The sequence below is a fragment of the Clostridioides sp. ES-S-0048-02 genome (assembly GCF_020658495.1).
Taxonomy (GTDB): Bacteria; Bacillota; Clostridia; order Peptostreptococcales; family Peptostreptococcaceae; genus Clostridioides.
The window spans coordinates 79,389-98,421 of record NZ_JACVWH010000012.1 but is presented as its reverse complement, the minus strand read 5'-3'; the positions used below and the strand labels follow the sequence as shown (position 1 = coordinate 98,421).

The window sequence follows — 19,033 nt, the reverse complement described above, 5'->3', positions numbered from 1 at the left end:
TTAGTATTTTATATAGTGAAATAATATTTATTATAATAATCTATGGGAGGGAGATTTTTAATGGCAAAAAAATTTTTAGAGTATGCTATACCATCAGCTCTTGCTATGTTTGTATCATCATTTAATACAATATTAGATGGAATATTTTTGGGAAAAGGACTAGGCGATTCAGCACTTACAGCTGTTAGTATAGTAATGCCTCTTGTAATGGTATTTTTAGGATTATCCAGTTTAATGGCAGTTGGAGGAGGAGTACTAGTTTCCAAAAAATTTGGTTCTAGAGATGATGAAAGGGCTGTAAATATATTTAGACAAGTGATAAAAATCTTAATAATAGGTAGTTTATCTCTTACAATAATTTGTATACTTTTTTCAGAGCATATAGTTAGAATTATGGGAGCAACAGAAAATTTAGTAGGATTATCTTCTGAATATTTAACATTTTATGCTATTTTCTGTCTACCAAATTTGCTAGGTCTTGTTTTTTGTAGTTTTTTAAGAAATGATGGAAGACCAAAACTTGCTATGATAGCTACTGTGTCAGGAACAATATTTCATATAACTTTAAATTATCTATTTATATTTAAGCTTGGATTTGGTGTAAAAAGTGCAGCAATTGCAAGTGGCTTAGGTCAACTATCTACACTTATAATAATGTTACCTCATTTTATGTTTAAAAAAGGTAAGTTATCTTTTGGTTCAGCAAAGATAGAAAAGGGTGTTTTAAAAGAATTATTTAATATAGGATTTCCCTCATTCTTTGCAGAGAGTGCTTTTTCAATAATTATACTTGCACATAATATAGTTTTGACAAGAGTTGTTGGAGATGTAGGTCTTTCTGCTTATGCTGTAGTAAACTATGTAACTACTAATATTTATAATCTCTTAATGGGTATAACTTTAGGTGTTCAACCACTTATAAGCTATAATTTTGGTTCTAAAGAAAGTAAAAAAATGTTAGGCTATTATAATATGGCAACAAAAATGAGTTTCTTTGTATCTATAATGTTTACAGTAATATGTTTTTTATTTGGAAAAGAAATTATAAAAATATTTACAAGTGATAGAGAAATTATTTTAATGGCCTATGTTGCACTTAATATGGCTAATTTAGCCTATCTTATGATTGGGAAGAATTTGACAACTATGATGTATTATCAGGCGATAGAAATGCCAGTACATTCTAATATTATAGGCGTTTTACGTTCAATCCTACTGTTGCCAATTATACTACTTGTTTTTTCTAAGTTATTTGGAGTAAATGGAATATGGGTAAGTATGGCTGTTTCAGAACTTTTAACAGTTATAATTATGAGTAAAGTAGCAAATATAAAGGAATGTACAAAAAATGCTATAAGTCTATAATGTTATGATACTATAAATCTAGAGTAGTGAATTTATTTACTACTCTATTTTTGTTTGTACAAATAGAATTTATTCTATAGTATTAGATTAAATTTTAATAATTTTTATAAAAAATTTAAATCTACAAATATGAAAATTATTTAGTTACACTAAACTATGGATTTTAATATATAAAATAAAAATAGTATAAAAGTTTAGTAATAGAATACATACTAATTAAAAATATTAAACTTAAAGCGTTAGTAAAACTTGAAAAAAATAAAAATAAAAAATTGACTAAAAATAAGAAAGTTTACAAATACTAATTTTAAAAAAAATTAATATAAACAATAAAAAATATAAAAGTTTATAAATATTGATAACACTAAGGTATAGGTTTTTGATATGAAATAAAAAAATACTTGTAAAAATACTCGTTTGTTAATATAATAAATATCATGAGTTTAATAAAAGTAAAAATAAAAAATAGAAATAATAAATAAAAACAATGAAAATATTAGAATATAGAGAGGGGATGAATTTAAAGTCATGGACAGTGAGTTCGCAAATGCAGTTGAATTGAACTATGAATGTGCTCCATTATTGGAATCATTAAAAGAATATTCAAAAAGAGATATAGCTTGCTTTGATGTACCTGGACATGTGAAAAATAGAGGTGTAGATATATTAAATAAATATCTAGGTGAAAATCTCATGAAAATGGATATAAACTCATCACCCACTATGGATAATGTATCTAATCCAACTGGAGTCATAAAAAATGCACAAGATTTATTAGCACAGGCTTATATGGCTGATGAAGCATTCTTTATAACTAATGGTACTACACAAGCAATACATGCAATGATTTTAAGTGTAATAAATCCAGGAGAAAAAGTATTGCTACCAAGAAATATTCATAAGTCAGTAATAAATGCTTTAATACTTTGTGGAGGAATACCAATATTTATACAACCAGAATTTGATGAGCAATTAGGTATAAGTTTAAATATTACTATTGATAAAGTTAAAGAGGAAATAGAAAAAAACTGCGATATAAAAGCTTTATTTTTACTTAATCCAACTTATTATGGTGCTTGTGCAGACCTTGAGAGCATCATAGAATTATGTCATAAAAATAATCTTTTAGTATTAGTAGATGAAGCTCATGGTGCTCATTTTCCATTTCATTTAGATTTACCTCCTTCTGCAATAAGTTTAGGAGCAGATATGGTGGCTGTAAGTATACATAAAACTGGAGGAGCATTGACACAATCTTCAGCACTTTTATTGAATAGAGAAAATATAAGAGTTGAAAAAGTACTTCAGTCAATCAACATGTTACAGTCTACATCTGCATCTTATTTACTTATGGCAAGTATAGATGGAGCAAGAGTTAACCTAGTTGAAAATGGAGAAGAACAATTATCAAAAGCATTAAATTTATCTAGATATGCAAAAGCTAGATTAAATAAAATAGATGGAATAGATGTTTTGTCTACCGAAATATTAAAAAGAAAAGGTGTTAAATTTATAGATGAAACTAAATTATGTATAAATGTAAAAGGGTTAAATTTAACTGGTTTTGAAGTGTATGATTTGTTGTATAAAAAGTTTTCAATTCAAGTAGAACTAGGCGATTTGTACAATATCTTGGCACTTGTGTCTATTGGAACCAACAAATCAGATATTGACAGATTGGTTAAGGCTCTTTCTATAATTGAAAAAAATTATAGAAAAGAAACCAAGTTAAATGAGTTTAATATGATTCAAATAAATCCAACTATTGAGCTTAATCCGCGAGAAGCTTTTTATGCATCTAAAGAAAGCATAGATATTAAGTCATGCATAGGTAGAATTTGTGGAGAATCAATAATGGCATACCCACCAGGCATACCAATTGTTACTCCAGGAGAATTAATAACAAAAGAAATTATGGAGTATATTGTTTTTTTAAAAAAGAGTAATGCATATTTGACTGATATGCAAGATAAAAACTTAGATACAATACTCGTTATAAAATAAATTGTGTTATTGGATAAATACAATAGTACATATAAATATGTAAAAGGAGTTGGGATTGAAATGAAATTTGAAACACTAGGAAGACATATACTAGTAGAATACTATAACTGTGATGAGAGTATACTTAAAGACCCACATCTTATAGAAAATTTTATGAATGATTCAGCATTAAACGCAAAGGCTACAATTGTTGATTCTGTATTTCACCATTTTAATCCTTGGGGGGTTTCAGGTGCTGTAATAATTGCTGAATCTCATTTGACAATACATACTTGGCCTGAATATGGTTATGCAGCGGCGGATTTTTTCACTTGTGGTGATATAGACCCATGGAAAAGTTTTGAATTATTGGAACAGCTTCTAAAATCAGAAAGAAGTGAGTCCACAGAAATTCCAAGAGGATTGACAACAAAAATAAAAAAATATTCAAAAAAAGATTTAGGTAAAATCACTCATAAACCTGAAGCAGTATAAACGTAAAATAGATAAATGAAAGTGAGGATTATTATATGGAACTTTGGTATACAGAGGAATGGACAAAAAATGTAAGATTTTCTATAAAAGTAGATAGACATTTGTTTGAAGGAAAATCTGAATTTCAAAGAATAGATGTGTTTGATAGTGAGGAATTTGGTAAGTTTCTGACAATAGATGGTTTAATGATGGTGACATATAAAGATGAGTTTATATATCATGACATGATAACTCATGTTCCTATGGCTACAAATCTAAATATTAAAAAAGTCTTAGTTATAGGTGGTGGAGATGGCGGTACAGTAAGAGAGTTAAGTCGTTATCCTAAAATAGAAAAAATTGATATGGTTGAAATAGATAAAATGGTTGTGGATGTGTCTAAAGAGTATATAGATATATGTTCGTGTAAATTAGATGATGAAAGAGTAAATTTATATTTTGAAGATGGAGTTAAATTTGTTAAGGAAGCTTATGACAAATCTTATGACCTGATAATAGTAGATTCAACTGACCCAATAGGACCAGGAGAAGGACTTTTTTCAAATGATTTTTATAGAGATTGTTATAGAATACTAACTGATGATGGAATTTTGGTAAATCAAAGTGAAAGTCCTTATTTCGAGTTTAATGCTAAGGAAATGAAAAGAGCCAACGATAAGTTAAAAGGGATATTTCCAATAGCTAAAGTTTATCAAGCACATATACCAACATATCCATCTGGACATTGGTTATTTGGCTTTGCTTCAAAAAAACTAGACCCAATAAAGAATCAAGATAGAGATGGCTGGGAAAAATTAAATTTAAAAACGAAGTATTATAATAGTGATATCCATTTAGGTTCATTTATGTTACCTCAATATGTAAAGGAGATGCTAAATGAAGAGTAATTTCTATCATATAAATACATTTATGGGTATGGATAAAAGTTATGAAGAATCAAATCTGATAGTGTTTGGAGTAGGGTTTGATGGAACTACTTCAAATAGACCTGGAGCTAGATTTGCAAGTAGCTCAATGAGAAAAGAATTTTATGGTCTTGAGACATATAGTCCTTTTTTAGACTTGGATTTAGAAGATTATAATATATGTGATTATGGAGATTTGGAAATTAGTGTTGGAGATACAGAACAAGTTTTGAAAGAAATATATGATGAAACTGCTAGTATAGTTGAAGATTTAAAGATTCCATTTATGATTGGTGGAGAACATCTAGTTACTTTACCAGCCTTTAAAGCAGTTTATGAGAAGTATAATGATGTGTATGTAATTCATTTTGATGCTCACACAGATTTAAGAGAAGAATATAATAACAGTAAAAATTCTCATGCAACAGTAATTAAAAGAGTATGGGATATTGTTGGAGATGATAAAATATTTCAATTTGGAATAAGGTCTGGAACAAGAGAAGAATTTAAGTTTGCAATAGAACAAAAACATACCTATATGGAAGTCGGTGGAATAAATACATTTGAAAAGATAATTAATAAATTGAATGGGAAAAATGTTTATTTAACTATAGATTTAGATGTGTTGGATGCATCTGTATTTCCAGGAACAGGCACGCCAGAACCTGGTGGTATAAATTATAGAGAATTTCAAGATGTTTTTAAGATTATAAAAAAATCTAATATAAATATAGTTGGTTGTGATATTGTAGAGCTTAGCCCTGATTATGATACGACAGGAGTATCAACAGTTATAGCATGCAAAGTATTGAGAGAATTATGTTTAATAATATCAAGTAAATTTAGGTAGAGAAGTCTGTATAAATAATATACTATAAAATAAAGAAGTTACTTTAAATAAGTTGTTTTAAGCTTAGCACTTTTTTAAGGTAACTTCTTTATTTTTTAAACAATAAATTTAAACAATAAAAAAGAGCCTTATGTAGCTCCTTTTTCTAAAATATATATATTTAAATTAAATAATTATATTCTATTTACGTTTTCAGCTTGAGGTCCTCTATTACCTTGAGTTATATCAAAGCTAACCTTTTCGCCTTCTTCTAAAGTTTTGTATCCATCAGTTTGTATAGCTGAGAAATGTACAAAAACATCATCTTCTCCTTCTACTGATATGAATCCAAATCCTTTTTCACTATTAAACCATTTTACTATTCCGTTTTTCATTATAAAAAAACCTCCGCTTTATTAAAAAATACAAACTAAATAAATTAAGTCTGTTCTATTAATATAGCATAAATTTTAAAAAAAAGCAATTGAAATTTTAAAAAAAGTTAATCAATTTTATAATTTAAAAAAATTTATTAAAAAATATATTAATAATGAAAGAAAATAAAATAGAAATCTGAGAGAGTCTGGTAAATTTAATATCAAAAAATGTAATATATAAATTGAAAAATAAAAAATAAAATTTAAAAAAATAATAAAAAATATTATAAAATAGGTTAAAAATAAAATTTAAAAATAGTGAAATTTCAGAAATATCACTATTATTATATAATAAAATAAAAAAACAATATATGAATTCGATAAAATAAAAATTAAATATATAATATTTTACATATATATTAATAAAAGGAAATATTATGCTATAATAATACCGTATAAAATTATTTACGGGGGTGGTATTAACATGTTTCAATTTGAAACACAAATACACAAATTAAGACATGATGTTTTAACTGCAATAGCTAGGCTTGGAAAAGAAGATAACCTTACAAGAGAAGCAATGGATAATATTCAATATGAAATAATAAAAGGCGAGAAACCTACATACAGATGTTGTGTTTATAAAGAAAGAGCTATAATATCTGAAAGAGTAAATGTAAGTATGGGACTATTGCCAGGTCAAGATAAAATAGATTTAGATACAATGGATGTAGGAGAAGATGAACAAATAATATATATTTTAGAAGCAGCATGTGATAGTTGCCCAATAAATGAATTTACAGTAACTGATATCTGTAGAGGTTGTTTAGCACATAGATGTAAAGAAGCTTGTAAATTTGGGGCTATTACACATGTTGGAGGAATGGCTTATATAAATCATGAATTATGTAAGGCTTGTGGAATGTGTAAAAAAGCTTGTCAGTATGATGCCATCTCAGAGGTTGTAAGACCATGTAAGAGCGTATGTCCAACTAATGCTTTAGGGTTTGATAGAGAAAATATGAAAGCTATGATACATGAAGATAAATGTTTAAACTGTGGTGCTTGTATGTCAGCATGCCCATTTGGAGCGATATCTGATAAGAGTTTGATAGCTCCAGTAGCTAGAAAATTAGTACAAAAAGAAAAAATGTACGCAGTAGTAGCTCCAGCTATAACAGGTCAAGTTGAAGCAAATGTTACATATGGTCAAATAAAAAATGCTATAAAATCATTAGGTTTTGTCGATGTACTAGAGGCAGCTTGTGGAGCAGATGCAGTTACAGTTCATGAAAGTTTAGAGTTTGCTGAAAGAATGGAAAAAGGAGACACTTTTATGACAAACTCTTGTTGCCCAGGATTTGTTGGTTACATAGAAAAGACATTCCCAGACCTTGTAGGAAAAATATCTTCTACTGTATCTCCTATGATAGCTAGTGGAAGATTTATAAAAAATTATGAACCTGATGCAAAAGTAGTATTTATAGGTCCTTGTACAGCTAAAAAGAATGAAGCAGCTAAAAAGGAATTAAAAGGAGCTGTTGACTATGTACTAACTTTTGAAGAAATAATGGCACTATTTGAAGCCTTTGATATAGACTTAGCTAAGTGTTCAAATGAAGATATAGATGATGCATCAATATTTGGAAGAGGCTTTGGTGCTGCTGGTGGACTTACAAAAGCTATAGAAAATTATCTTGCTGAAAAAGGTATTGGAGTTAATTTCGAACCTGTAAAAATTTCTGGTTCAAGAGAGATTAAGAAGACAATTACTATGGCTAATTTAGGGAAATTAGAAGGAAACTTTATAGAAGGTATGATGTGCGAAGGTGGATGTATTAATGGTTCTGGTAAGTTCTTACTAGGAGCAAAAGCTAAAGCTACATTTGATAGAAAAAATTCTCAATCAACTAAGAAAAGTGTTTTAGCAAATACAAAAATAAAAGATTTTAGTGATATAAATCTAGAAAAATAAATCTATAGATAATCATAAAAAATATAGATGGAGAATAGAGTTGTTCTAAGTTGTAATTTAACATTAGGATAACTCTATTTTTATTTAGATTTATATCAAGATGTTTAAGTACTTAAAATAAAAATTAGATATATAATATTTTGTATATAACTTAACAAAAACTATGCCTGTGTTATAATAATTTATGGAAATAAATAAAAAATACAATATACATAATAGTATAAATATAGGTGAAATAGGTGATTTATAGGGAGGAGTACTTATGTTTGAGTTCGAAACACAGCTAAAAAGATTAAAACATGAAGTTTTAACAGTTGTAGCAAAGTTATCAATTGAAGAAAATTTAACAAAAGAAAATATAGAAAAAATTCCATATGAAATAATTAAAGGAGAGAAAGCAAGATATAGATGTTGCGTTTATAAAGAGAGAGAGGTAGTTCTTGAACGAGCACAGCTTGCACTGAGTTTGACACCAAATGCTAAATATGAAAATATAAATCCAGATTCAGTAAATTTAGGTTCTAATGAGCAAATTATGTATATAGTAGAAGCTGCATGTGATAGATGTCCAATAAATGAATTTACAGTAACAGAACTTTGTAGAGGGTGTTTGGCACATAGATGTAAAGAAGCTTGTAAGTTTGGAGCAATTTCTTATATAAATGGAAGAGCTTATATAAACCATGATTTATGCAAAGCTTGTGGAATGTGTAAAAGTTCATGTCAATATGATGCTATCTCAGAAGTTGTAAGACCATGTAAAAGTGTATGCCCAACTGGGGCGTTAGATTTTAACAGGGATACTATGAAGGCTATGATACATGAAGATAATTGTATAAATTGTGGTGCATGCATGTCAGCCTGTCCATTTGGAGCAATATGTGACAAGAGTTTGATAGCACCAGTTGCAAAAAAACTTGCAAGAAAAGAAAATATGTATGCTATAGTAGCTCCAGCAATAACAGGTCAAATTGATAGTAATATTACATATGGACAATTAAAAAATGCTGTAAAATCACTAGGATTTATAGATATGATAGAAGCTTCTTGTGGAGCAGATGCAGTTACAGTTCATGAAAGTAATGAATTTATTGAAAGAATAAAATCTGGAGATAAGTATATGACCAATTCATGTTGTCCTGGCTTCTTTAAGTATATAGAGAAGATGTTCCCAGATGAAGTTGATAAAATATCTTCTACAGTATCACCTATGGTAGCCACAGGAAGATTCGTAAAAAAATTTGATTCTGATGCTAAGGTAGTATTTATAGGTCCATGTACTGCAAAAAAGAGTGAGGCAACTGAGGAATGTTTAAAAGATGCAGTAGATTATGTACTTACTTTTGAAGAATTAATGGCATTATTTGAAGCTTTTAATGTAGATTTGTCAAAATGCTCAAATGATGATATAAATGATGGTTCAATTTTTGGAAGAGGATTTGGAGCATCTGGTGGGTTCACAAAATCAATACAAAATTATATTGCTGAAAAAGGTATCAGTTTTGATTTTGAGCCTATAAAAGTTTCTGGACCAAGACAAATTAAGAAAACAATGACAATGGCTAAATTAGGTAGATTAGAAGGTAATTTTATAGAAGGAATGATGTGCGAAGAAGGCTGTATTAATGGAGCTGGTAAGTTCTTATCAGGTGCAAAAGCTAAAAATACTTTTGATAGAAAAAATGGACAGTCAACTAAGAAGAGTGTTTTATCTAATGATAAAATAAAAGAGTTTGAAGATTTAAATTTAGAAAGATAGTATTAATTAATATTTTAAAAAATACTTAGTTACAATTATAAAACTAAACTATTTGTTATATTTAATGCCACAAATATGCCTAGAATTTGCCCTTTTTCTAGGTGTATTTTATTATGTCAGCATTGCTATACTATAAATATGTAATAAATAAAATTTATAGGAGCTTTTGGATGAAGAAAATAATATTAAAAGACATCATGTTTTTAATTACAACAGTATCTTTGATTGCAGTTCTATTGATTGTAGTAAATGTAACTGCTAATGGTAAGACAGAGTCAACAAGTAAATCTTATTTAGATAGTGAGAAAAATAGTATGAGTCAAAATAATATTCAAAATGATATAGGAAATACTGCATTTAAAACTACTATACTAAATACTGGAAAGTCAGATTGCATATTAATTGAGATAGGCAAAAAAGCCATAATGATTGATACAGGAGAAGATAAAGATGGTGAACAAATAGTTAATAAGTTAAAAGAAAAAGGAATAAATACACTTGATTATCTAATTTTAACTCATTTAGATAAAGACCATATAGGTGGAGTTGATAGTGTGTTGTCCAGTGTTAAAGTGAATAATTTAATACAAGCAAATTATAAAAAAGACAGTAAACAATATGATGAATATGTTAACTCACTTAAAAAAACTGGTATAGAGCCCATAATATTGAAAGAAAAAATGAATATTGTAGTTAATAATGCAAATATAAGCATACAACCAGCTTTAAAAAGTGAGTATGAGAGTTCAAACGATTACTCAATAATCACTAGTATAAATTATGGCACACACAATTTTTTATTTGCAGGAGATGCAGAAGAAGAACGTTTAGCTGAATTTATAAGTGAAAATACTTTAAAATACGATTTTGTGAAAATTCCTCATCATGGAAGGTATGATAAATTAAGTGAAGCATTTTTAAAATCTATTTCACCAAAATATGCTGCTATTACTTGCTCACAAAAAAAAGAACCTGATAAAGAAGTATTAGAAATATTAAAAAAATTAGATATAAAAACTTTTCTTACTTAATAATGGAGAGATAGTTATAGATAGTGATGGAAATAAATTAAGTGTAAGTCAATAGTGTTTTCTGAAAAATTGTATAAAAAAATTTAAAAAAATCATTAGCAAATATAAGACCTTAAACATAGTATATTTTAGGAGCTGAAACTCCACATACAAAATAACTAGGAGGTAACATATTATGTTGGATAGATTTTTTGGTGAAGGCGGATTTGGCGGATGTGCTTGGTGGATAATAATATTATTTTTCTTATTCTTAGCATTCCAAGACTGTTGGGCTGAGATGGACTTATGTGCATGGATACCTTTCTTAATATTATTATTAATACTTTGCGAATGTGGTGACGGTTTTGATGGAGGATGTGGATGCTAAAAAAATCAATTTAAATGATTTAAAAAAGCTTATGGTGGGTATAAACAAAATACCAAACCAATCACAATCTAGTGTTTGAAGGTAGTCGGAGATCCCCCGCTACCTTCTTTTTTTTATTATTTAAAATTTATTTATTCATCATTTTATTTACATACAATAATTTTTTCTATAAAGTTTGGTATAATTAAAAAGAAAATAAATTTTATTTATAGGAGATGTAAATATGGCTATAGTGGATAAGATTTTCAATGAGATAAAATTGATGGTTGCAAGATTCTTATTGGGGAAAAAATACAGTGAATATGAAGAGAAAGATTTAGTATATAATACTGAAGAAGAAGTTATATTAATAACCTTGAAAAGATTAGTTTTCCAGGGAAATGTGAATGAAGCAGAAGAAATTTTATTTGATAAAGCTAAAACTGTAAATAGTGAAAATATGCAGTATATAGCAATAGAATTTTATACTATGCTTATGGAAAAAACTGATGAAGAATTAGAGGCTATGAATTTTTCTAAACAAGAAGTTTATCAAGGGATAGAAGATATTAGGAAAGTTTTAAATTTAGAATAAAGCATGTATAAATATATTAAAATAAATTAATGTTAAGATGAGAATATTATATTTTATATATTTAAATATAATATTCTTATTTTATTAATAATATAAGTATATCTTATTTACCATAAAACTATCTTGAAAAAAATTAATCTTAAATGTATAATATTACTTTGAGTGAAAAAGTATTAACATTTTTTTATAAGATGTTTTACTAAAAAAATATATATAAATATACTGTTATCAAAAAGAAATTTAATTTAGTGAGGTGTTAAGATGAAAATAGGATTTGACCACAAAAAATATTTAGAAGAGCAGTCTAAATATATCTTAGAAAGAGTAAATAATTTTGACAAGCTTTATTTGGAGTTTGGAGGAAAATTAATGGGAGACCTTCATGCAAAAAGAGTACTTCCAGGGTTTGATGAAAATGCAAAGATAAAAGTATTACAACATATGAAAGAAAAAGTTGAAGTTGTAATTTGTGTGTATGCAGGAGATATAGAAAGAAATAAAATAAGAGGTGACTTTGGTATCACTTATGATATGGAAGTTTTAAGATTAATAGATGATTTAAGAGGTTATGAGCTAGATGTAAACAGTGTAGTAATCACTAGATTTGAGGGACAACCTGCAACGACTGTATTCATAAATAAGTTAGAGCGTAGAGGAATCAAAGTTTATAAACATTATCCAACAAAGGGATATCCTTCAGATGTTGAAACTATAGTTAGTGATGAAGGATATGGAGCAAATGATTATATAGAAACTACAAAGCCAATTGTAGTAGTAACAGCACCAGGACCTAATAGTGGAAAACTTGGTACTTGTTTAAGTCAGTTATACCATGAAAATAAAAGAGGAAATGTAGTTGGATATTCTAAATTTGAAACATTCCCAGTTTGGAATATACCTGTGAAACATCCTTTAAACATAGCTTATGAGGCAGCTACAGTAGATTTAAAAGACGTAAATATGATAGATTCATTCCATCTTGAAACGTATGGTGAAATGTCAGTAAACTATAATAGAGATTTAGAGTTATTCCCAGTGCTAAAAAAAATAATAGAAAAAATAACTGGAAAAGAATCAATTTTCCAATCTCCAACTGACATGGGTGTTAATAGAGTTGGTTTTGGAATAATAGATGATGAAGTAATAAGAAAAGCTTCTATAGAAGAAATTATAAGAAGATACTTTAAAACTGCTTGTGAGTATAAAAAGGGACAAGTTGATAAAGGTGCTTATGATAGAATGAAAATGATTATGGAAGAGCTTAATTTAAAGCCAGAAGATAGAAACGTTGTTTTACCTGCTAGAAATTACAGTAATAAGTTAAAAGAAAATGCTGATAAAAATGATACTTGTCCTGTAGTGGCACTAGAATTAGAAGATGGGACAATATTAACTGGTAAAGGTTCTGACTTAATGAATGGAACAGCAGCAGCAGTACTGAATGCAATTAAGCATTTAGCTAATATATCTGATGATATGCACTTAATATCACCTGTAATATTAGAGCCTATTATAAATTTAAAAACAAAAACTTTAGCAAGTAGAAATGTTTCACTTAGTTGTCAAGAGGTTTTAACTGCTCTTAGTATTTGTGCTGTAACTAATCCAACTGCACAATTTGCTATGGAAAAGTTAGCTTTATTAAAAGGGTGTCAAGCACATTCTACTACTATATTAAATAGAGATGATGAACAAACATTTAGAAAGCTTGGTATAGATGTAACTTGTGACCCAGAGTATCCTTCACAAAATCTTTACTATAGCTAAAAATATAATTATACAAAAAAATATGGGCTGTTTTAAAGTAATAGTTTGAGCAGTCCATTACAATTATAATAAAATCAGTAGACTGTCTTGTATAAGGCAGTCTTTTATTTTTAAAACATCCCATTTAAATTAATATATATACTGTTATCCATAAGGAATTTTAATTTAGTTCCTTGGAATACCTATTGTAAAGCTTTTACCTAGTTTTTGCAAGTGTTTTTTATGATTTTTTATAAATTGTATTGAATTAATTGATTATAAACTGTTTTAGTAAGAGAAAGTATTGACATATAAATAAAATAGATGAAAAAATAGCATAAAGAAACATAAGTTTGGTATAATTAAAACAGTGATGTAAATAAATTTAATCTAGTTATACTTTAAGGTGATAAGAATGGAATTTTATAGAAAAATAATTCATATAGATATGGATGCTTTTTATGCGTCTATAGAACAAAGAGACAATAAAAAATTAAAAGGTAGACCTGTGGTTGTTGGTGGAAATCCACAAAGCAGAGGAGTAGTTGCAACGTGTTCTTATGAGGCTAGAAAATTTGGCATACATTCAGCTATGCCATCCACTGTAGCTTACAATAGATGTCCATATGCAGTTTTTGTAAGACCTAGATTTGAGGTATATAAAAGTGTATCAAATCAAATAAGAAATATATTTTATAGATACACAGATTTAGTAGAGCCACTATCTTTAGATGAAGCATATTTAGATGTAACAAAAAATAAAAAGAATATTGATTCATCAATTGAAATAGCAAAGCAAATTAAAAGAGATATATTTAGGGAAGTTGGACTTACATCTTCAGCGGGTATCTCATATAATAAGTTTCTTGCTAAGATAGCATCAGACTTAAAAAAGCCTAATGGTTTGACTGTAATAAATGAAGAAAATGCTCAGGATTTTTTAGATAAATTGCCTGTAAATAAATTTTTTGGTGTTGGAAAAGTCACTTCAAATACTCTTAAAAATTTAGGGATAAAAACAGGATATGATTTAAGGTGTTTAGATTTATTTGAACTTGAGAACATATTTAAGAAAAAAGGATATGACTTATATAAATTTGCAAGGGGTATAGATGATAGACCAGTAGAGCCAAATAGAGTTAGAAAATCTGTTGGAGCAGAGACTACACTAAGTCATAACTTGGATATTGACGAAGAGGAAACACGTAATATCCTTGATGAACTTTGTGAGGAAGTGTGCCATAGATTAAAAAACTCTGAGAAATTTGGAAAGACGTTGACATTAAAAGTTAAGTATGAGGATTTTACACAGATAACTAGAAGTCTTAGTTTAGAACATTATATTGATGAATATAATGATATAAGAAATAGTGTTGACAATTTATTGAGAAATGTTGAAATGAATGGAAAACAAATTAGACTATTAGGAGTTACAATATCAAACTTAAGCGACAAAAAAGAAACTTACAAAGACATTACTTTATTTGAGTATATGGATAGTATTCAGTGATGACTATTTGTTTAAATGAATGAATTAACACTAGCCTTAATTATATATAATTAAGGCTAGTGTTGTATTGTTTTATTAAGATTTTTTTATTTTTTTTTATATCTTTTAAATTTGAGTATTGTATACAAATACTTGATATTTATAGTAATGTTTACTAATATGTATTAACCCAAAAGTCGTACTTTGTTTACATAAAGGGGATATTGTGATATAATTATAAAAACAACTTATTGCGTTGGCAAGGGTTGCTTGTCGAAAGAGGGGATGATAAATTATGATAGAGATAAGAAACGTAACCAAGAAAATGGGAAATAATGTAATATTAGATGATATTTCTCTAGCTGTCGAAACAGGCACATTGGTAGTTTTAATTGGCTCAAGTGGTTGTGGGAAAACTACTACTTTGAAGCTTATAAACAAATTAATAAAACCTACATCTGGTGAAATATATATTAATGGTAAACCAATTTCTCAAGAAAATGAAATAGAACTTAGAAGGAAAATAGGATATGTTATACAGAACACAGGTCTATTTCCTCATCTTACAATAAAAGAGAATATAGAGTTAATTCCACGTTTAAAAAAGGAAAAGTCAGTTGAAGAAATTGAGGCAAGAACTTTACAATTACTTGAAATGGTAGGTCTTGATAGTGATGATTTTTTAAATAAGTATCCTTCAGAGCTTAGTGGGGGTCAACAGCAAAGAATTGGTGTTGCAAGAGCCATTGCAACTGATGCTGAAATAATATTAATGGATGAGCCTTTTAGTGCTTTAGACCCAATAACAAGAACATCTTTACAAGAACAATTATTTTCTCTTCAAGATGAACTGAAAAAAACTATAATATTTGTAACTCATGATATGGATGAAGCTTTAAAGATAGCTGATAAGATTTGTATTATGAAAGATGGAAGAATAGCGCAGTATGATACTCCAGAGAACATACTTAGAAATCCAGCAAATGATTTTGTAAAAGACTTTATTGGAGAAGATAGAGTCTGGGATAATCCAGAATATATAAAAGCAAAAGATATTATGATAAAAAATCCTATTGCTGTTAATTCAACAAGAACTGTAACTCAAGGTATAGAAATTATGAGAACGAGTAAGGTTGATAGCTTACTAATCATAGATAGAGCTAGAACACTAAAAGGTATTGTCACTGTAAAAGATATGAAAGACCGTCATGATAAATCGACATTGCTTGGTGATATTATGTCAAGAGAGCCTTTGCATGTAAATGAAGGTGATAATTTAGTAGAAATACTAAATATAATGAACTGTAATTCAGTTGGATATATTCCAGTTGTTTCAAGTGAAAATAAATTAGTAGGACTGATTACTAGAAGTAGTTTACTTTCTGTTTTAAGTGAGCAATTCCTAGAGATGGAGGTGAGTGTTCTTGGATAATTTTTTTAATTTTATACTATTGCAAAAAGATAAGATTATAGAGCTTTTGATACAACATATGAGCTTAACTGTTACATCTATTTTGATAGCTATACTAGTGGGTGTTCCTCTAGGAATAATTATTTCAAGAATACCATCTCTTAGAAAAATTGTGCTTGGATTTGTAAACTTAGTTCAAGCAGTTCCATCAATGGCACTTTTGGGTCTTCTTGTACCAGTACTTGGTATAGGAAGCAAACCAGCAATATTTATGGTAGTAGTATATTCATTATTACCAATTGTAAAGAACACATATATAGGTATAACAAGTATTGACCCAGTAGTATTAGAATCGGCTAAAGGTATTGGTCTTACAAGAAATCAAACTTTATTTAAAATACAGTTTCCTTTAGCTTTGCCTATAATAATGGGTGGGGTTAGAATTTCTGCTGTTACAGCGGTTGGTCTTATGACTCTTGCAGCATTTATAGGTGCTGGTGGTCTGGGATATTTAGTATTTTCAGGTGTACAAACTGTAAATAACAATATGATTTTAGCAGGAGCAATTCCATCATGTATAATTGCATTGCTAGTTGATTATTTATTTAGTAAGATTGAAGTTGCAGTTACTCCAAAAGGCTTAAATCCAAAGGCTCCAAAGAAAAATTATATAGGGCTTAAAGTAGTATCTGCTATAATAATTATTGCAATGTTATTTGTTACTTTTGGTTCAAGTTTTTCAAGCAAAAAAGAGACAATAACTATAGGTTCAAAAGATTATACAGAACAACTTATTCTTGGTAATGTTTATGCTGAATTGATAGAGAAAAATACAGACCTTAATGTTAAAAAGAATTTAAATCTAGGTGGTTCATCTGTTGCATTTAATGCTATTAAATCTGGTGAACTTGATATGTATGTAGATTATACAGGTACACTTTTAGTAAATGTAATGAAGCATGCTCCAATTAAAGATGCTGATGAAGCATATAAAGTTGTTAAAGATACTATGGAAAAAGAGAATCAATTAACTTTACTTGACCCTATTGGATTTAACAATACTTATACATTAGCCATGATGCCTAAAACTGCTGAGAAATATGGAATAAACACTATTTCTGATTTAACTAAATATAGTAGTGACTTTACTTTCTCACCAACTTTAGAGTTTGAAAATAGAGAAGATGGTTTTGTAGGTATTTCTAGAGATTATGGTCTAAAATTCAAAGATATAAAAGCTATGAATGGAAGTTTAAGATATACAGCTTTAGATAATAATGAATCTCAAGTTGTAGATGCGTTTTTAACTGATGGTCTTATTAAGAAGTTTAATCTTAAGATATTAGAAGATGACAAAAACTTCTTTGTTCCATATTATGCGGCTCCATTAGTGAGACAAGATACTCTTAAGAAATATCCTGAGTTAGAAAAAGTGATGAATATGCTTTCAGGAAAAATAAATGAAGAAACTATGAGAGAACTTAACTATCAAGTTGATGAGCTTGGAAAATCACCAGAAGAGGTTGCTCATTCATTCTTAGTTAAAGAAGGTTTAGTATAGAAAATTAATAGTTTATATTATGAACTTAAGTTATAGATAGTATTTTAAATACTATTTATAACTTATTTTTTTGTATACAAAACCTATATTATGATTTTTAATTCATAATTAATTTTTAAATTGAATGAACAAGTACAACCAACTTTGAATATAAATATAGTAAGTGTGCATATATACAATTTGCTTTATCTAGTCAATTGATATTGATACATAGTCTTTTTTCGATTAAGTCGAAGGGAGGAGGTATACAGTTATGGATAATTATAAAAAAGTGAAGCAAGTGTTATGGATAATTTTATTTGCCAATTTTGCTGTAGCATTATTAAAAATAATTATTGGTAATAAAATTAAAAGTTATAGTATGACAGCAGATGGGTTTCATTCTCTGTCAGATGGAGCATCTAATATAGTAGGATTAATAGGTATTTTTTTTGCATCTAAACCAAAAGATAAAGATCATCCTTATGGGCATAAAAAATTTGAAATTATAACCAGTTTATTTATTAGTGGTATGCTATTTGTTATAGCAGTTAAGATAATTCTTAGTTCTATATCAAGACTGGCAAACCCAGTTACACCTTCTATAACTATAGAAAGTTTAATTGCTCTAGTCATTACTCTTTTTATAAATATTTTTGTCTGTATATATGAGTATAGAGTTGGAACTAAACTGAATAGTTATGTCTTAATTTCAGACTCATTGCATACAAGAAGTGATATATTTGTGTCTTTAGGAGTATTGGTTACTTTAGTTGGTGTTAAGTTAGGATTTCCAGTAATAATAGAATCTGTAGTTCCTATTATTATTTCTGGGTTTATAATTTATTCAGCTTATGGAATATTTAAACCGTCTATTGGAATTTTAGTTGATAGAGTAGCTGTAGATGAAGAGTATATAAGGGAAATTGTATTTGAATTTAATGAAGTGAGAGATGTTCATAATATTAGAAGTAGAGGTAGTAAGAGTGTTATTTATATTGATATGCATGTAATGGTAGACCCATTTATAAGTGTAGAGCAATCACATGACTTAACACATAAAATTGAGAAACAAATACAAGAAGAAATTAATGAAAATGCTCAGGTAATAGTGCATATTGAACCTTTTTATAGCTTTTAATTTGATTATAAAGACATAAGTATAAAAATTTATAATTCATAAAAAA

At 28.1% G+C, this 19,033-nt stretch carries 15 protein-coding genes and 1 pseudogene; 15 read left to right on the top strand and 1 reads right to left on the bottom strand.

All coding sequences use genetic code 11. From position 1 onward, the window contains the following. Positions 1–60: 60 nt before the first annotated feature. The 5 genes from IC173_RS14955 to speB all read left to right on the top strand — a co-directional run bounded on the left by IC173_RS14955 (position 61) and on the right by speB (position 5,598). Complete coding sequence (locus tag IC173_RS14955) at positions 61–1,365, top strand: MATE family efflux transporter (RefSeq protein ID WP_227855789.1); 1,305 nt, start codon at positions 61–63, stop codon at positions 1,363–1,365. 528 nt (positions 1,366–1,893) lie between these two features. Next, positions 1,894–3,369: an aminotransferase class I/II-fold pyridoxal phosphate-dependent enzyme gene (locus tag IC173_RS14950; RefSeq protein ID WP_227855788.1), complete on the top strand. Its 1,476-nt coding sequence runs from the start codon at positions 1,894–1,896 to the stop codon at positions 3,367–3,369. Positions 3,370–3,429: 60 nt separating this feature from the next. Next, positions 3,430–3,843: an adenosylmethionine decarboxylase gene (speD, locus tag IC173_RS14945; protein WP_227436754.1), complete on the top strand. Its 414-nt coding sequence runs from the start codon at positions 3,430–3,432 to the stop codon at positions 3,841–3,843. Positions 3,844–3,878: 35 nt separating this feature from the next. Next, positions 3,879–4,730: a polyamine aminopropyltransferase gene (gene speE / locus IC173_RS14940; protein ID WP_227436752.1), complete on the top strand. Its 852-nt coding sequence runs from the start codon at positions 3,879–3,881 to the stop codon at positions 4,728–4,730. Then, positions 4,720–5,598 (top strand): agmatinase, encoded by an 879-nt coding sequence (gene speB / locus IC173_RS14935; RefSeq protein WP_227436751.1) that lies wholly within the window; start codon positions 4,720–4,722, stop codon positions 5,596–5,598. Before speE ends, speB begins: the two co-directional genes overlap by 11 nt. A gap of 173 nt (positions 5,599–5,771) precedes the next feature. Here speB and IC173_RS14930 read toward each other — a convergent pair whose 3' ends face one another. Further along, positions 5,772–5,972, bottom strand: a complete 201-nt coding sequence (locus IC173_RS14930; RefSeq protein ID WP_227436749.1) for a cold-shock protein — start codon at positions 5,970–5,972, stop codon at positions 5,772–5,774. A gap of 466 nt (positions 5,973–6,438) precedes the next feature. On the opposite strand from IC173_RS14930, the gene IC173_RS14925 reads away from it, so the two are divergent. The 10 genes and pseudogenes from IC173_RS14925 to IC173_RS14880 all read left to right on the top strand — a co-directional run bounded on the left by IC173_RS14925 (position 6,439) and on the right by IC173_RS14880 (position 18,987). After that, on the top strand, positions 6,439–7,929 hold the full coding sequence (locus IC173_RS14925; RefSeq protein ID WP_227482949.1) for a 4Fe-4S dicluster domain-containing protein: 1,491 nt from the start codon (positions 6,439–6,441) through the stop codon (positions 7,927–7,929). A gap of 262 nt (positions 7,930–8,191) precedes the next feature. Continuing rightward, positions 8,192–9,688, top strand: coding sequence for a 4Fe-4S dicluster domain-containing protein (locus IC173_RS14920; protein ID WP_227855787.1), 1,497 nt, complete (start codon positions 8,192–8,194; stop codon positions 9,686–9,688). 170 nt (positions 9,689–9,858) lie between these two features. Then, a pseudogene (locus tag IC173_RS14915) lies at positions 9,859–10,774 on the top strand (ComEC/Rec2 family competence protein). 120 nt (positions 10,775–10,894) lie between these two features. Then, positions 10,895–11,086: a hypothetical protein gene (locus IC173_RS14910; protein WP_054272897.1), complete on the top strand. Its 192-nt coding sequence runs from the start codon at positions 10,895–10,897 to the stop codon at positions 11,084–11,086. 223 nt (positions 11,087–11,309) lie between these two features. Next, entirely contained in the window at positions 11,310–11,660 is a 351-nt protein-coding gene (locus IC173_RS14905; protein WP_227436740.1) for a DUF6483 family protein, read from the top strand. A gap of 261 nt (positions 11,661–11,921) precedes the next feature. After that, entirely contained in the window at positions 11,922–13,427 is a 1,506-nt protein-coding gene (locus tag IC173_RS14900) for a DUF1846 domain-containing protein (protein ID WP_227436738.1), read from the top strand. A gap of 394 nt (positions 13,428–13,821) precedes the next feature. Further along, on the top strand, positions 13,822–14,916 hold the full coding sequence (gene dinB / locus IC173_RS14895) for a DNA polymerase IV (RefSeq protein WP_227482947.1): 1,095 nt from the start codon (positions 13,822–13,824) through the stop codon (positions 14,914–14,916). Between the two features lie 274 nt (positions 14,917–15,190). Then, the gene (locus IC173_RS14890) at positions 15,191–16,327 is read left to right on the top strand and encodes an ABC transporter ATP-binding protein (protein WP_227436734.1); all 1,137 of its coding nucleotides are present in this window, start codon (positions 15,191–15,193) and stop codon (positions 16,325–16,327) included. Then, on the top strand, positions 16,320–17,867 hold the full coding sequence (locus IC173_RS14885; RefSeq protein ID WP_227855786.1) for a glycine betaine ABC transporter substrate-binding protein: 1,548 nt from the start codon (positions 16,320–16,322) through the stop codon (positions 17,865–17,867). The genes IC173_RS14890 and IC173_RS14885 overlap by 8 nt, the downstream gene beginning before the upstream one ends. Positions 17,868–18,120: 253 nt before the next feature. Continuing rightward, a complete protein-coding gene (locus IC173_RS14880; protein ID WP_227436730.1) occupies positions 18,121–18,987 on the top strand; it encodes a cation diffusion facilitator family transporter in 867 nt (288 codons plus the stop codon). Positions 18,988–19,033: the final 46 nt, after the last annotated feature.

What these genes read in the sequence shown, in the direction of transcription:
- speD (WP_227436754.1), top strand. Translation starts at nt 3,430, where the DNA reads ATGAAATTTGAAACACTAGGAAGACATATACTAGTAGAATACTATAAC.
- IC173_RS14900 (WP_227436738.1), top strand. Translation starts at nt 11,922, where the DNA reads ATGAAAATAGGATTTGACCACAAAAAATATTTAGAAGAGCAGTCTAAA.
- IC173_RS14955 (WP_227855789.1), top strand. Translation starts at nt 61, where the DNA reads ATGGCAAAAAAATTTTTAGAGTATGCTATACCATCAGCTCTTGCTATG.
- dinB (WP_227482947.1), top strand. Translation starts at nt 13,822, where the DNA reads ATGGAATTTTATAGAAAAATAATTCATATAGATATGGATGCTTTTTAT.
- IC173_RS14930 (WP_227436749.1), bottom strand. Translation starts at nt 5,972, where the DNA reads ATGAAAAACGGAATAGTAAAATGGTTTAATAGTGAAAAAGGATTTGGA.
- speE (WP_227436752.1), top strand. Translation starts at nt 3,879, where the DNA reads ATGGAACTTTGGTATACAGAGGAATGGACAAAAAATGTAAGATTTTCT.
- IC173_RS14920 (WP_227855787.1), top strand. Translation starts at nt 8,192, where the DNA reads ATGTTTGAGTTCGAAACACAGCTAAAAAGATTAAAACATGAAGTTTTA.
- speB (WP_227436751.1), top strand. Translation starts at nt 4,720, where the DNA reads ATGAAGAGTAATTTCTATCATATAAATACATTTATGGGTATGGATAAA.
- IC173_RS14910 (WP_054272897.1), top strand. Translation starts at nt 10,895, where the DNA reads ATGTTGGATAGATTTTTTGGTGAAGGCGGATTTGGCGGATGTGCTTGG.
- IC173_RS14925 (WP_227482949.1), top strand. Translation starts at nt 6,439, where the DNA reads ATGTTTCAATTTGAAACACAAATACACAAATTAAGACATGATGTTTTA.
- IC173_RS14905 (WP_227436740.1), top strand. Translation starts at nt 11,310, where the DNA reads ATGGCTATAGTGGATAAGATTTTCAATGAGATAAAATTGATGGTTGCA.
- IC173_RS14880 (WP_227436730.1), top strand. Translation starts at nt 18,121, where the DNA reads ATGGATAATTATAAAAAAGTGAAGCAAGTGTTATGGATAATTTTATTT.
- IC173_RS14890 (WP_227436734.1), top strand. Translation starts at nt 15,191, where the DNA reads ATGATAGAGATAAGAAACGTAACCAAGAAAATGGGAAATAATGTAATA.
- IC173_RS14950 (WP_227855788.1), top strand. Translation starts at nt 1,894, where the DNA reads ATGGACAGTGAGTTCGCAAATGCAGTTGAATTGAACTATGAATGTGCT.